This window comes from Mesorhizobium sp. WSM4841 (assembly GCF_055811515.1).
Map to the genome: position 1 here is coordinate 23,169 of NZ_JBVVQC010000015.1, position 13,900 is coordinate 37,068.

15 protein-coding genes are annotated in these 13,900 nt (G+C 63.0%); 7 read left to right on the forward strand and 8 right to left on the reverse strand.

The genetic code is table 11. The features are described 5' to 3' along the window. Positions 1–286: 286 nt before the first annotated feature. Both AC0L14_RS18750 and trxB read right to left on the reverse strand, forming a co-directional pair. Positions 287–1,183: a LysR family transcriptional regulator gene (locus AC0L14_RS18750; RefSeq protein WP_023799796.1), complete on the reverse strand. Its 897-nt coding sequence runs from the start codon at positions 1,181–1,183 to the stop codon at positions 287–289. A 72-nt stretch (positions 1,184–1,255) separates the two neighbouring features. Then, a complete protein-coding gene (trxB, locus tag AC0L14_RS18755) occupies positions 1,256–2,230 on the reverse strand; it encodes a thioredoxin-disulfide reductase (RefSeq protein WP_123148546.1) in 975 nt (324 codons plus the stop codon). Positions 2,231–2,488: 258 nt separating this feature from the next. On the opposite strand from trxB, the gene AC0L14_RS18760 reads away from it, so the two are divergent. Next, positions 2,489–2,974, forward strand: a complete 486-nt coding sequence (locus AC0L14_RS18760) for an Lrp/AsnC family transcriptional regulator (RefSeq protein ID WP_095491530.1) — start codon at positions 2,489–2,491, stop codon at positions 2,972–2,974. On the opposite strand, the gene AC0L14_RS18765 is transcribed toward AC0L14_RS18760, so the two are convergent. From AC0L14_RS18765 to AC0L14_RS18780, 4 genes are all read right to left on the reverse strand, one after another. Continuing rightward, positions 2,971–3,636, reverse strand: coding sequence for a D-glycero-alpha-D-manno-heptose-1,7-bisphosphate 7-phosphatase (locus tag AC0L14_RS18765; protein WP_473489027.1), 666 nt, complete (start codon positions 3,634–3,636; stop codon positions 2,971–2,973). The two genes, AC0L14_RS18760 and AC0L14_RS18765, sit on opposite strands and share 4 nt — an antisense overlap. Beyond that, on the reverse strand, positions 3,629–4,201 hold the full coding sequence (locus AC0L14_RS18770) for a D-sedoheptulose-7-phosphate isomerase (RefSeq protein WP_095491532.1): 573 nt from the start codon (positions 4,199–4,201) through the stop codon (positions 3,629–3,631). Before AC0L14_RS18770 ends, AC0L14_RS18765 begins: the two co-directional genes overlap by 8 nt. Positions 4,202–4,208: 7 nt before the next feature. After that, positions 4,209–5,699, reverse strand: coding sequence for a D-glycero-beta-D-manno-heptose-7-phosphate kinase (gene rfaE1, locus AC0L14_RS18775; RefSeq protein WP_473750344.1), 1,491 nt, complete (start codon positions 5,697–5,699; stop codon positions 4,209–4,211). A 151-nt stretch (positions 5,700–5,850) separates the two neighbouring features. Next, positions 5,851–6,483, reverse strand: a complete 633-nt coding sequence (locus tag AC0L14_RS18780; protein WP_473750345.1) for a LysE family translocator — start codon at positions 6,481–6,483, stop codon at positions 5,851–5,853. A gap of 166 nt (positions 6,484–6,649) precedes the next feature. Between AC0L14_RS18780 and rfaD the strand changes: the two genes are divergently transcribed. The 3 genes from rfaD to waaC are packed head-to-tail and all read left to right on the forward strand — an operon-like array spanning position 6,650 to position 9,563. Then, a complete protein-coding gene (gene rfaD / locus AC0L14_RS18785; protein ID WP_123148400.1) occupies positions 6,650–7,600 on the forward strand; it encodes an ADP-glyceromanno-heptose 6-epimerase in 951 nt (316 codons plus the stop codon). Continuing rightward, on the forward strand, positions 7,573–8,580 hold the full coding sequence (waaF, locus tag AC0L14_RS18790) for a lipopolysaccharide heptosyltransferase II (RefSeq protein ID WP_473489030.1): 1,008 nt from the start codon (positions 7,573–7,575) through the stop codon (positions 8,578–8,580). The genes rfaD and waaF overlap by 28 nt, the downstream gene beginning before the upstream one ends. After that, positions 8,577–9,563, forward strand: a complete 987-nt coding sequence (gene waaC, locus AC0L14_RS18795; RefSeq protein ID WP_473489031.1) for a lipopolysaccharide heptosyltransferase I — start codon at positions 8,577–8,579, stop codon at positions 9,561–9,563. The genes waaF and waaC overlap by 4 nt, the downstream gene beginning before the upstream one ends. A 261-nt stretch (positions 9,564–9,824) precedes the next feature. Here waaC and greA read toward each other — a convergent pair whose 3' ends face one another. Together greA and AC0L14_RS18805 are read right to left on the reverse strand one after the other, a co-directional pair. Further along, on the reverse strand, positions 9,825–10,298 hold the full coding sequence (gene greA / locus AC0L14_RS18800) for a transcription elongation factor GreA (RefSeq protein WP_095491538.1): 474 nt from the start codon (positions 10,296–10,298) through the stop codon (positions 9,825–9,827). Between the two features lie 285 nt (positions 10,299–10,583). After that, positions 10,584–11,123, reverse strand: coding sequence for a tetratricopeptide repeat protein (locus tag AC0L14_RS18805; RefSeq protein ID WP_473750347.1), 540 nt, complete (start codon positions 11,121–11,123; stop codon positions 10,584–10,586). A 197-nt stretch (positions 11,124–11,320) separates the two neighbouring features. On the opposite strand from AC0L14_RS18805, the gene AC0L14_RS18810 reads away from it, so the two are divergent. From AC0L14_RS18810 to AC0L14_RS18820, 3 genes are all read left to right on the forward strand, one after another. Next, a complete protein-coding gene (locus tag AC0L14_RS18810; RefSeq protein WP_095491539.1) occupies positions 11,321–11,746 on the forward strand; it encodes a DUF3775 domain-containing protein in 426 nt (141 codons plus the stop codon). Between the two features lie 125 nt (positions 11,747–11,871). After that, entirely contained in the window at positions 11,872–12,840 is a 969-nt protein-coding gene (locus AC0L14_RS18815) for an extensin-like domain-containing protein (protein ID WP_473750348.1), read from the forward strand. Between the two features lie 201 nt (positions 12,841–13,041). Then, positions 13,042–13,842: an extensin-like domain-containing protein gene (locus AC0L14_RS18820; RefSeq protein WP_473489034.1), complete on the forward strand. Its 801-nt coding sequence runs from the start codon at positions 13,042–13,044 to the stop codon at positions 13,840–13,842. Positions 13,843–13,900: the final 58 nt, after the last annotated feature.

Consider the following 13,900-nt stretch of genomic DNA (forward strand, 5'->3'; position numbering starts at 1 on the left):
CGGAGATGGCGCCGTTTCAGGCTGTGTTGAGATTCAGGTCAGGCCGAGTCGAGAATGGTGGGTTCCGAGAAACGGAACGGAGCGGACATCGGGTCCGTAAGTACCGGAAGCGCAGGAACCCGCCATTCGCAGGCCGGCATCAAACACCTAATGCGTGTCGCCCAAAAGCTTGCCCTCGGGCTTGACCCAGGGCTTGACCCGAGGGGCGCAGCGGTTTTGGGATAACGACATGCATAATGACAAGAACCTAAGCGCGTCGCATGTATCCGTTCAAACGCGACGCGCTTTAGAACGACCAGCTGCGCGCCTTGGCGATGATAAAATCGCGGAAGACGTGCAGTTTCGCCTGGTTCTTCATCGCATCGGGATAAGCGAAATAGGTGTCGAAGGACGGCACTTCGGTCTCCGGCAGCAACTGCACCAGCCCTGAGTCCTTGCTGACCACATAGTCGGGCAGCATGGCGATGCCGGCACCACCCTGAACCGCGCGCTTGATCGACAATATGTCGTTGATCTGCAGCGTCGGCACCCTTTGCCCGCCTTCGAAATCGCCGACCGTTTCCAGCCAGTTCAATTCCGACAAATGCGCCGGCACCGGCACGCCGAAGGTGACGATGCGATGGCTCTTCAACTCGGCGATCGACGCCGGCTTGCCATACTTGTTGACGTAAGAAGGAGCGGCGTAGAGATGGAAATGCACGGTGAACAGGCGGCGCTGGATGAGATCGGGCTGCTGCGGCTGGCGCAGCCGGATCGCGCAATCCGCTCGGCGCATGGTGAGGTCGAGTTCCTCGTTCGCCAGGATCAACTGCAGGCTGATCTCAGGATAGAGCTCGATGAATTCCTGCACGCGCTCGGTCAGCCAGCCGGCACCGAGCCCCACCGTGGTCGTCACCCTGAGCACGCCGGAGGGCCGGTCCTTGGCCTCGGTCAGCCGCGATTTGATCGTCTCCAGCTTCATCAGCACGTCATGCGCCGTGCGGAACAGCATCTCACCCTGCTCGGTCAACACCAGGCCGCGGGCATGGCGATTGAACAGCGGCACGCCGACGTCATGTTCGAGCGCGCTGACCTGCCGCGAGATCGCCGATTGCGACAGATGCAGTGTCTCGGCGGCATGGGTGAACGACCCAGCTTCCGCCGCAGCGTGAAACACGCGTAGCTTGTCCCAGTCCAACGCCATGATGCCCCCGTTCTGTTTTCTGGCGTCTGAATGAAAAATCAGGCTTTTGCGCGGCTTTTCTCGGCCGCTTCCTTACTCCGCCGCTTCGCGGTGAACTTCGATCCCGGCGAGGTACTTTTCCGCCTCGAGCGCGGCCATGCAGCCGAGCCCCGCCGCCGTCACCGCCTGGCGGTAGATGTCGTCGGTCACGTCGCCGGCGGCGAACACGCCCGGCACGTCGGTGCAGGTCGAATCCGGCGCCGTCCACAGATAGCCGTTCGGCTTCTGCTTCAGCTTGCCGGCGAACAGCTCGACCGCCGGCGCATGGCCGATCGCCACGAACACCCCGTCGACCGTCAGATGCATCTCCTGGCCGGTCACCACATTGCGCAGCTTCAGCCCTTCCACCGACGGCGGCAGCGGCGTCTTGCCGGACTGGCCGGTGATCTCGTCGACGACGGTGTCCCAGATGACGCGGATATTGTCCTTCTTGAACAGCCGCTCGCTAAGGATGCGCTCGGCGCGGAAGTCGCTGCGCCGGTGGATGACCGTCACGCTCTTTGCCAGGTTGGAAAGGTAGAGCGCCTCCTCCACCGCCGAATTGCCGCCGCCGATCACCGCGACATCCTTGCCGCGATAGAAGAAGCCGTCGCAGGTGGCGCAGGCCGATACGCCGAAGCCCATGAAGGTCTGTTCGCTCGGGATGCCCAGCCATTTCGCCTGCGCACCGGTGGCGATGATCAGCGCGTCGGCGGTATAGGTGGTGCCGGAATCGCCCTTGGCACGGAACGGCCGCACATTGAGGTCGACTTCGGTGATGATGTCATTGATGACGTCGGTGCCGACATGCTCGGCCTGCTTCAACATTTGTTCCATCAGCCACGGACCCTGGATCGGATCGGCGAAGCCCGGATAGTTTTCGACGTCGGTGGTGATCACCAGCTGGCCGCCCTGCTGCAGCCCGGCGACCAGCATCGGCTTCAGCATGGCGCGGGCGGCGTAGATTGCCGCCGTATAGCCGGCGGGGCCGGAACCGATGATGAGAACGGGTGCGTGCTTGGTGATCATGGACGGGCTTTCACAAAACCGGACGCGAATGAAGCGTCCGGCACAGGGTTCGATATCGGCCCTAATCTAGGTGTTGCAGGCGACGCCAGCAAGACGACCTGGCCTTCGTCCCCGGAAAGCTTGCCCGCAAACAGACGATCCATGAACATCTTGCGCGGCGACTGTCCGAAAATCAGCGACTGAAGGGATGGAATGGACACCAAAGTCGTTTAATTACAAAATTACGTAAGATTCTTGCGTGAAGCGCCGAAGGTATCCATGCCGCTCAAAGCCGATCTCGATGCCATCGACTGGAAAATCCTGCGCGAGCTGCAGCAAGACGGGCGCATGACCAATGTCGAGCTGTCCGGCCGCGTCGGCATTTCGGCGCCGCCATGCCTGCGTCGCGTCAGGCGGTTGGAAGAGACCGGCATCATCCGCGGCTATCGCGCCTTGCTCAATGCGCCGGCGCTCGGCCTGGATGTCGTCGCCTTCTGCCTTATCGGCCTGCATCACCAGGCCGACGCGGAGCTGAAAACCTTCGCCGAACGCACCCGCGGTTGGCCGATCGTTCGCGACGCCTGGATGGTGTCGGGCGAATCCGACTTTTTGCTGCATTGCGTGGCGAGCGACCTCGGCGCCTTCCAGACCTTCGTCATCGAGGAACTGGCCTCGGCGCCGAATGTCGACACGGTGCGGACGGCACTGACCATCCGTCGCGTCAAGGACGAGGGCCTGGTGGCTTTCAGCGAAGTGAGAATCTAATCCCGGCCGAATTCGGCGATGGCGTCGCAGAGTTTGCTGTGATCGTTACCGGTCGTCAGTTTGCGCGTCGTGAACATGCCATCGCTAGAAGTCCGATTGGATCTGCCGTGCACCAACCAGCCCTCCCATAGCCCGGCTCGCCGTCCGGCCTCCATGTCATCGGCCTTGTCGCCGACGATGATTGACCGGCTGATATCCACGCCCAGCAGATCGCGGGCGCGCAGAAGCATGCCCGGATTGGGCTTGCGCATCGGATGATCGCCTACTGCCAGTTCACCCGTCCCGCTCGAATGGTAGGCGCAGGCGAGCACCAGATCGATCCGGCAATTCTGTGCTTCGAGAAGTGTCAGCAGCCGAGCATTGACTGCGGCGAACTCCGGCCAGCCGAAATAGCCGCGGGCTATACCTGATTGGTTGGAGACCACGATCGCAGGAAGGCCTACGATGTTGGCCGTTCGGATCACCGGCAGCATCGCCGGCCGCAGCACGATGTCAGCCGGATCGCTGGGATAACCGCTATCGACATTCATGGTGCCGTCCCGGTCGAGAAACAGCGCCGGCGTGCCAGCTGCAAAAACCGAGGTACCAATCCGCTCGACCCACAGGCCCGGCTCTTCGAGCGGGTACGGCTGCGAGGTCCTGACAGCGTCCCTATCAGCCATCACAGAGGCGCGCTTCGACCATTTCGCACAGATGATGATAGAGGCACAGATGCCCCTGCTGGATGATCGGCGTCGAGGTCGAGGGCACGTTGAGCAGGATGTCGGAGAGCGGCTTGAGCTTGCCGCCGGTGTCGCCGGTCAGGCTGATCACCGTCATGTCCATCGTGCGCGCCTGCTCGGCAGCGGCAAGGATGCTGGCCGAGTTGCCGCTGGTCGAGATGGCGAGCAGCACGGCACCAGCAGAGCCATGCGCCTCGACCTGGCGTGAAAACACCGTGTCGAAGCCGTAATCATTGCCCCACGCGGTCAGCACCGCCGCATTGGCCGGCAGCGCGATGACGTTGTAGGCCTTGCGCTCCTTCAGGAAGCGGCCGACCAGTTCACCGGCGATATGGATGGCATCGCTGGCCGAGCCGCCATTGCCGCAGATCAGCAGCGCCTTGCCGTGCGAAAGCGCGGCGACGACGGCGGTAACCGCCCGCTCCATCTCGCCGGTGAGGTCGCGCTCGACCATCGCGGTGATCGCGGCCGCCGAGCGGACCAGGTATTCGTTCAGTTCGGACATGAAACCCTCAGTTTGTACTGCCGGCGCGCAACTTGCCGATGGTGCCGGTGGTGCTCTTGCCGGCGACGAGATCGACCAGCACGACGCGGCCGCCCGCCTTTTGCACGATTTCGGCGCCGACCACCTGATCGATCGTGTAGTCGGCGCCCTTGACCAGTATGTCGGGCTTGAGCGCCTCGATCAGCGCGAGCGGCGTGTCCTCCTCGAAGACGACGACGGCATCGACCGAGGCAAGCGCCGCCAGCACGCAGGCCCGGTCATGCTCGTCGTTGACCGGGCGCCCTGGCCCTTTCAGCCGGCGCACCGAGGCATCGCTGTTGAGGCCGAGAACCAGCCGGTCGCATTGGCTGCGCGCCGCATGCAAAAGGCTGACATGGCCGGCGTGAAGGATATCGAAGCAGCCATTGGTGAAACCGACGCTCAGGCCTTCGTCCTTCCACGTCGCCACCAGCCGTGCAGCGGCAGCGGCATCGAGAATTGCATCCTTGTGGGCAATCGGTCCATGCGAGCGAAACAGCGCCCCGGTAAGCTCTTCGACCGTCAGCCGCGCGGTACCGCGCTTTCCCACCACCACGCCGCCCGCCGCGTTGGCGATGGCGGCGGCCATGATGCGGTCGGCGCCCGCGGCAAGAGCTAACGCAAACGTCGCAATGACAGTGTCGCCGGCGCCGGAAACGTCGAACACTTCCCGCGCCTGCGTGGCAATGTGGCGGGCATCGTCCGCGCCGACGACGCTCATGCCCTTTTCGCTGCGCGTCGCGACCACGAAATCGAAGCCGTGTGCCGAGATCAGCTCACGCGCCGCGGCCACGATCTCGTCATCGGCAAACACCACGCGTCCAACCGCCTCGCCAAGTTCCTTGCGATTGGGCGTGATCGCCGTCGCCCCGGCATAGCAAGCATAGTCGCGACCCTTGGGATCGACCAGAACCGGCCTTCCCGCCTCGCGGCAGATCGAGATCAGCTCGCCGGCGATGCCGTCGAGCAATATGCCCTTGCCGTAGTCGGACAGGATAACGATGTCGGCTTGCGCGAGCGCGGCGCGGAAATGCCGGACCAGCGTTGCCCGCTCAGCGTCGCCCAGCGGCTTGATTTCCTCTTCGTCGAAGCGCAGCACCTGCTGGTTGAGCGCACTGAACCGGCTTTTCGACGACGTCATGCGGTTCGCATCCTGCGCGAGGCCGCCGGTGTCGACACCAAACTCGGCGAGCATGCGCATGAGATTGTCGCCGGCCTGATCGGCGCCGATCACCGAGACCGGTATCGCGGCAGCGCCGAGCGAGGCGATGTTGGCGACGACATTGCCGGCGCCGCCCATCGCCGACGTTTCGCCACGCCCGCGCAGCACCGGAATGGGCGCTTCCGGCGAAATCCGCTCGATGACGCCGTTGACGAAACGGTCGCGGATGAAGTCGCCGACCACCAGCACCGTGACGTTGCCGAACCGCGAGATGGCGCGGTGAAGGGGTTCGGGAGAAGGCAGGTATTGCTCGCTCATGTCATCCGCGACGTGCAATGAGAGCCGGTCCCGATGCTGTGAAAACGCTGGACTGGCAGGGCTGATCGTTCATGGCGAAGCCGATATACCGCAATTCGGCTCAGCGCAACGGCAGCCACCGAACGGCCCACAGCCATCGCCGGTTGGCGGATCAGCTTTTCTGCAAAGCCACATGGACGCCCAATCCGACGAGCACCGCACCGCCCGCACGCCGCATGAGGCGCTGTGCGTGGCTCGAACGCCGTAGCCTGGTGATCAGCGCACCCGCCAGCACCACGCACATGACATCCGCCGAGGAGAACATCAGATTGACGATCGTCCCGAGGACGAGGAATTGGAGCCAGACGGGAAACGTCGCCGACGCGTCGATGAATTGCGGCAGGAACGCCATGAAGAAGATTGCAGTCTTGGGATTGAGCACCTCGACGGTGATACTCTCGAAAAAGGCGCGGCTGGCGGATTTCGGCTCAATGCCTGAGATAACAGTATCGTCTTGCGCCCTGGCGCGGAACAGCGACACACCCAGCCAGATCAGATAGAGCGCGCCAGCCAGCTTGACTGCGATGTAGAGCGTCGGTACGGCGTGGAAAAGCACGGACAACCCGGCAGCGGCGGCGACGACGTGCACATAGCCGCCAAGATGGATCCCCAACGCCGCCGTCAGGCCGGACCAGCGGCCGCGCGCCATGGTTTGCGCAGCAGCGTAAAGCATCGCCGGACCGGGAATGTAGGCGAAGATCGCCGTGGTGGCGAATAAGGCGATAAGCAGTTCGGTCGACGGCATTATCCTTGCTCCTGTCGCGCTTCGCCGGTGGATCGCCGACTGAAGCGAAAGCTTTGCGGCGGCACTGTGACGCTCACCCAGCCGCCGGATTGCGACCTGCTTTATCGACAGCCCCGCCAGCCTCCCCTATAAGGGCCGGAATCGGCACAAGATACCAGAGGCTTTCATGATCATCGTCACGGGCGGCGCCGGCATGATCGGCTCCAACATCGTCGCCGCCCTTAACGCCGAAGGGATCAGCGACATCCTCGTCGTCGACGACCTGACCGACGGCCACAAGATCGCCAATCTCGCCGACCTGCAGATCGCCGATTACCTCGACAAGGACGATTTCCTGCCGCGGATGGAGGCCGGAGACCTCGGCCGCATCGAGGCCGTCTTCCACCAGGGCGCCTGCTCGACCACCACCGAATGGAACGGCAAGTTCATGATGGAGGTGAACTACGCTTATTCGAAGCGGCTGCTGCATGCCTGCCTGGCGCTGCGGGTGCCTTTCCTCTATGCCTCCTCAGCCTCGGTCTATGGCGGCGGAGCCGAGTTTCGCGAGGAGCCGGAATGCGAACGCCCGCTCAATGTCTATGCCTATTCAAAGAAGCTGTTCGACGACTACGTCCGCCGCACCGTCTTCGATACCGACCATTCGCCGGTGGCGGGCCTGCGCTATTTCAACGTCTATGGGCCACGCGAGGCGCACAAGGGCACCATGGCCTCGGTCGCCTTCCACCTGTTCAACCAAGTCGAGCAAGGCCAGAACCCGAAACTGTTCGGCGCCTATGACGGTTTTGGACCTGGCGAGCAGAGCCGCGATTTCATCCATGTCGGCGACGTTGCCGACGTCAACCTGTGGTTGTGGAAACGGGGCTCAAGCGGCATCTTCAACTGCGGCACCGGCCGTGCCCAGCCGTTCCGCGCCATTGCCGAAACGGTGATCGGCACGCTGGGCAAAGGCGAGATCGAGTTCATCGACTTCCCAGACCACCTCAAGGGCAGCTACCAGAGTTTTACGCAAGCTGATATGTCCCGGTTGCGCGCCGCCGGTTACAATGGTCAGTTCCGCACAGTGGAAACCGGCGTCAGAGACTATGTCGAATGGCTGAAAGCCCAGCGATCCTCGTAATCGGCCCACGCTGGGTGGGCGACATGGTGATGGCGCAGTGCCTGTTCTCGGCGCTGAGAGAGCTTCACCCGAACGCCGCGATCGACGTGCTGGCCCCGGCATGGGCGGCGCCACTGGTCAAGCGCATGCCCGAAATACGCCAGCAGATCGATCTGCCGCTGAAATCCGGCGCGCTGGAATTCCGCATCCGCAGGCGCTTCGGCCGACGGCTGCGCGGCCACTACGACATCGCCTATGTCATGCCTGGAAGCTGGAAGTCGGCGCTTGTCCCGTTCTTTGCCCGCATTCCGCGCCGCGTCGGCCATCTCAAGGAAATGCGCTACGGGCTGCTGACCGATATCGTCCCCTTGCCCGACAATGTGAAACGGCGCACGGCGCAGGCCTATTTCGGCCTCGCGCAAGGCGGCACGTTCCGTGCTCCCAAGCTCGCTGTCGACACGAAAAACCAGGCGGCATTGCTGGGTCGCTTCGGGCTGGAGGCGGAAAAATTCGTCGCGCTGATGCCCGGCGCCGAATTCGGCCCGGCCAAGCGCTGGCCGAGCGAACGCTATGCCAGCCTTGCCCTCGACATGATGGCGAAAGGTTTTGAGGTCGCGCTGTTCGGATCGAAGAACGACGCCGACGTTACGGCGGAAATCGCCACGCTTGCCCCAGGCGTTGTCGACCTCGCCGGCCAGACGCGGCTGGAGGACGCCATCGACCTGATCGCCGCGGCCAGGCTTGCGGTGTCGAACGATAGTGGGCTGATGCATGTCGCCGCCGCGGTCGGCACGCCGATCGTAGCCGTCTACGGCTCAACCTCGCCGCAGAATACGCCGCCACTCACCGAGCAGCGCGAACTGGTCTGGCTCGGCCTGTCCTGTTCGCCCTGCCACCGGAAGATCTGTCCGCTCGGCCATCTCAACTGCCTGAACACGCTTGAGGTGGCACAGGTCGCGGCAGCAGCGGAACGGCTGCTGGAACTGCCGGCCGCCGCATGAAGGTGCTCATCGTCAAGACATCCTCGATGGGTGACGTAATCCACACCTTTCCGGCCGTCGAGGATGCGCGCCGCAACCAGCCGGATGTGTCGTTCGACTGGTGTGTGGAAGAGGCTTTTGCCGGCATCGTGGCGCTGCATCCGGCGATCGCAACCATTCACACCGTGGCGATCCGGCGCTGGCGCACAAGCCCGCTCGGCCGCAGCACATGGCGCGAGGCGGCGCCACTGCGCAGCGCCTTGCGAGATTGCCGCTACGATCTCGTCATCGACGCGCAAGGATTGCTGAAGTCGGCCCTGGTGGCAAAACTGGCTGCGGCGCCGATCGCCGGCTTCGACCGGTCGAGCGCCCGCGAGCCTTCGGCGACTTTGTTCTACGACCGGCGCTATGCTGTGCCGCGCGATCTGCACGCCATCGAACGCACCAGGCGGCTGTTCGGGCTGGCGCTCGGCTATGAAACGGATTTTTCCGGGCTCGAGTCCGGCATCGTGCCGCCGGCCGGCGGTTCGACCTTTGTCGGCGAAAAAACCGCCTTCCTGCTGCACGGCACCAGCCGCGAGGACAAGAAATGGCCGGTCAGCGACTGGATCGAAACTGCCCGGCTTCTCGTGGAAAGAGGAATGACGCCGGTCACCACCTGGTCTAACGACAGTGAAAAGGCGGTTGCCGAGGCGATCGCCGAGGCCGTCCCGCAAACCGTGCTGGTGCCGAAATCACTGCTTTCTGAGATCGCCGCGATCATCGGCCGGTCGGCGCTGGTCATCGGCGCCGACACCGGCCTCACCCACCTCGCCAGCGCCTTCGGCCTGCCGACGGTCGCCGTGTTTCTGGCGACAGAACCCGGCCTGACCGGCCCGCGCGGACCGTTCTCGTCAACGCTGCTGGCCGCGCCCGGCGGCCGCGTTACGCCTGAGGAGGTGTTGGCTGAGGCAGAGAAGTTGCTGGAGCGCCACGTGCATGATCTGGCAGCCGGAAGGCGTTGATTTATTGAATCAATCCAAATGGAAAGGCCGGCGCCGCCCCTCATCCGCCTGCCGGCACCTTCTCCCCGTATAGTGACGGGGAGAAGGGGGCTGGACGCGAACTCGGCGCCTATCTGCAACGCTGACAATTGGCGAAACCGTCGGTGACGGCGTCCTTCTCCCCGTCACTATACGGGGAGAAGTGCCCGGCAGGGCGATGAGGGGCAGCGCAATCGTCGGGTTAAAACAGCGCGATTCAGGAACAATCCTGCCCGCTTTACCCTAAATGAACTGCACCTGGACGATCTCATAGCCCCGTGCACCGCCTGGCGCGTTGACCTCGATCGCATCGCCGACTTCCTTGCCGATCAGCGCCCGCGCGATCGGCGAGGAGATCGAGATGCGGCCGGACTTCACGTCCGCTTCCTGGTCGCCGACGATCTGGTAGGTCTTCTTCTCTTCCGTGTCCTCGTCGACCAGCACCACGGTCGCGCCGAACTTGACCTTTTCGCCGCTGAGCTTGGTGATGTCGATCACTTCGGCCCGGGCGATGAAGTCCTCAAGCTCGTTGACGCGGCCCTCATTGAGGCTGTGCGCCTCTTTCGCCGCGTGGTACTCGGCATTTTCGGAAAGATCGCCATGCGAGCGCGCTTCGGAGATCGCTTCGATGATGCGCGGCCGCTCTTCCTGCTGGCGCCAGCGCAGTTCTTCCTTCAATGACGCGAACCCCTCGCCTGTCATCGGGACCTTGTTCATGATGCCTGACCTTTCCTGCCGCCGCCCCCGCATTCCGGGAGCGACCTTGTCGATGGGTACAAAAAGAAAACGGTCCGGCAGCCTCGGGCTAACGGAACCGTGTCACCGCAATTTCCCCCAATATAGCAATCTTCGTGGGTTTTTCACGCCAAAAAATCAGTTTTGAAAAATTCACGCGCCATTTGTAGAAATGCCGTAACGGCCGCGCGGCAGGCAGGGCGAGCGGCAAACAAAAAACCGGCTGCGATTGCTCACAGCCGGTGTGAGGAGTGTTTGGGCTTCAAATCAGCTCTTCATGAAACGGTCTATCTCCTCAGACAGCATGCCGTATTCACGAGATCCCTTGCCGGTGCGCTTCTCGATCTCGCGGAGCTGTTCCTGGGCACCGTCGAGATCGCCGATCTGCAGATGCGCCTCGCCGAGATATTCACGTACCAGCGTGTAATCAGGATCGATGCGCAGCGCTTCCTCGTAATAGCCGAGGCCGACGGTGACACGTCCGGAATGGCGATGCGAGTAGCCGAGATAGTTGAGGATGCGAGGGTCTTTCTTGTCCGCAGCCAGGCTGAGTACGACGATCGCCTCGTCATAACGTCCGGCCATCGCCAGCGCGCGGCCGGCTTCATAGATGTTGTCGTCGTCCAGCATGCCTTGCTTGGGTGCCACGCATTTCTTCAGCTTCTTGTCCCAGACCATGCCTTTCTTGCACTGTGTCGTCTGGCTGCCATCGCCACCGCCTCCACCTTCACCGGCCGAAAACACTGGAACAGCAAACAGCGGCAGGGCGGCAACCGCCAGAACCTGGATCAGCAATCGTCTGCGCATCGAACCCTCCTTGAAGCATGACAATGCAAGATAAACGCCGGGCAAAAGCCATTTCATCCCGGAAAAAAAGTCATGGCCACTGAAAGCTTTTTTAACGATCCGCGCCAGCGGAAAATAGAAGCGCCGAACATGACGTGACGAGCGCTGCAAATTCGCTATCATCCAGCAAACGGCAACGGAGTATGCGGAGACGGCCAGTGCAGCGGCGCCTTGAAAAGGAATGGGAGCTTTCGATCGGTCCCGACACGGTGCGCCTATTCATCCTCAAGGCGAAGGCGTTGAGCGCTGCCGTCAACGAAGACTATGCCGATGGCGCCGAGCACGAGGTAGAACTCGATGGCGAGGCGCATGACAACCATCATCATGACGGTCTCGTCGAGGAAAGTTCCGAAGACCTCACCGAAGAAGAACTGCGCGAACTGATCAACGACCTCAATGTCGACGAGGCGGCCGAACTCGTCGCCCTCGCCTGGGTCGGACGCGGTGACTATGACGCCTCGGAATGGGCGGACGCGCTGACGGCCGCGCGCGAGCGCGCCAACAAGCGCACGGCGAAATATCTGCTCGGCATGCCGCTCTTGGCCGACTGGCTGGAGGAAGGGCTGGAAGCGATCGGTGCGTAACGCGGCGGTTACCGTTCGTGATCGGCCAAAACCCTCGTTCAGGCAACTTCCGCATTCGCCCGCCGTTTACGGCAAATGGCGGCGCTGACCCCTCTCTTATTCATCAGATGGCCGGATTTATCAGATTGGCCGGATTGACCAGATTGGCCGGATTGACCAAATTGGCGCTGCCCTTGGCGGCGGCGATGCTGTCCGCAGGAGCGGCCCTGGCCCAAGCTCCGGAATTGCCTGATACCGTGCCCGTCCCGGAGCTCAATCGCTCGCAATCAGCGCAAGGAGCCGCACCTGCCGACGTGCCGATCCCCGAGCCGCGCCCTGCGGATGCGCCAAAGGCTGATCAATCCGCCACCGACAAACTGGACCAGCAGAAGTCGGACCAGCATCAGGAAGCCCGGCCGGAGCCGCCGGCAATCGCTCCAACGCCGAGCGAAAAGCCCGCCGAGGCGGAACCGCCGGCCACCGGCCCGAAACCACCGGAGAAGCCGGCGCAAGCGCAGCAGAAAGAGATCCCTGCCGACCCGCGCTCGGCCTTGGTGCCGCAGGAAAAAATGCCGGACGAGGAACTTGCCTGCCGCAGGCGGCTGAAGTCGATGGGCGTCGACTTCGAGGAACGCAAGGCCGAGCACGATGCGGCGATCGGCTGCTCTATCCCCTATCCGATCGCGCTGAAGACGCTGGGCAAGTCATTGGATATCAACCCCGAAGCCGAGCTGAACTGCCAGATGGCCGAGGCCGCCGCGCGCTTCGCTGCGAATATCATCCAGCCGGCGGCCAAGGCCGAGCTCGGCGCCAATCTCAAGTCGGTCGGCCAGGCGTCCGCCTTTGTCTGCCGGTCGCGCCACGGCGGAGGGAAACTGTCGGAACATGCCTTCGGCAACGCGCTCGACATCGCCAGCTTCACGCTTTCGGACGGCAGGAGGATCGACATCGGCCCGGCGCCGCCGGAAAAGGAGGCAAAATTCCTGAACGCAATACGCAAGGCGGCCTGCGGACCGTTCAAGACCGTGCTCGGCCCGGGCAGCGATGCCGATCATTCGCTACATCTCCATCTCGATCTCGCACCGCGCCGCAACGGCGGCACCTTCTGCCAGTGATATGGTCCCAGACCGCCGCGCGCCGCAATTTGGCCGCAGCCGTAAACGCGGCCGCTGATTTTTCCTTTACTCTTGGCGGCTAATCTCCGTCTCGTCTGATCATGATCCCGAAAAGCCGGATCCGGTTTTCGGAGAAAGATCATGATCAAACGATGAGACAGAGCCTGATCGGGATCAGGCTTGGGGACAGGGATCTTGTCGATGGCCGGGATAATTCGCGCCGCGTTCGTCGCCGTGCGGCAAACCAGACGCGCGCGCATGATTGCCGGCGGCCTTGCCATCACAGCGATCTCGGCCTGCACCACCGGCAGCGTGCTTTCGCTTGAACCGGCCGTCGATGTCGGCAGCCAGACATCGGCCGTTCCGAACTACGCGGGGATGCAGCGCCTCGTCCCGTCCAACCCATACATGACCGCCGCCTATCCGCGCATGGACGAGCCGATGGCGCCGACCGAACAGATGCCGGCCAGCGAGGTCGACTGCCGCAACGAACTGAAACGCCTGGGCGTCGTCTACACCGATCTTGCGCCGATCCGCGAAGGCCAGTGCGGCATCGACTATCCGGTCAAGATCTCGGCCATCGGCAGCGTCGGAATGAAGCCTGCCGCGACGCTGACCTGCGACATGGCCGCCACCTTCGCCGGCTGGACCAGGAATGAACTGGTCCCCTCCGCCCGCTGGCGTTATTTCTCCGGCGTCAAGACCATTCGCCAGGGATCGAGCTATTCCTGCCGCAGGATCGCGGGCGAAGGCGTGCTGTCGGAGCACGGCAAGGGCAACGCGCTGGACGTCATGAGCATCGAGCTCGGCAATGGCAAAGATATCGACGTGCGCAAGCCCGGCCTGTTCGCCTTCCGCACGCGCGGCTTCCTCAACACTGTGCGTGCTGACGGCTGCCAGTATTTCACCACTGTGCTCGGCCCCGGCTACAATTACGACCACCGCAACCACTTCCATTTCGACATCAAGAACCGCAGGAACGGCTACCGCGCCTGCCGCTGAACCCGAGCGCATGCCCACTGCCCAAGGTCTGCGCCGCCGCGTAGAATGACGCCATATA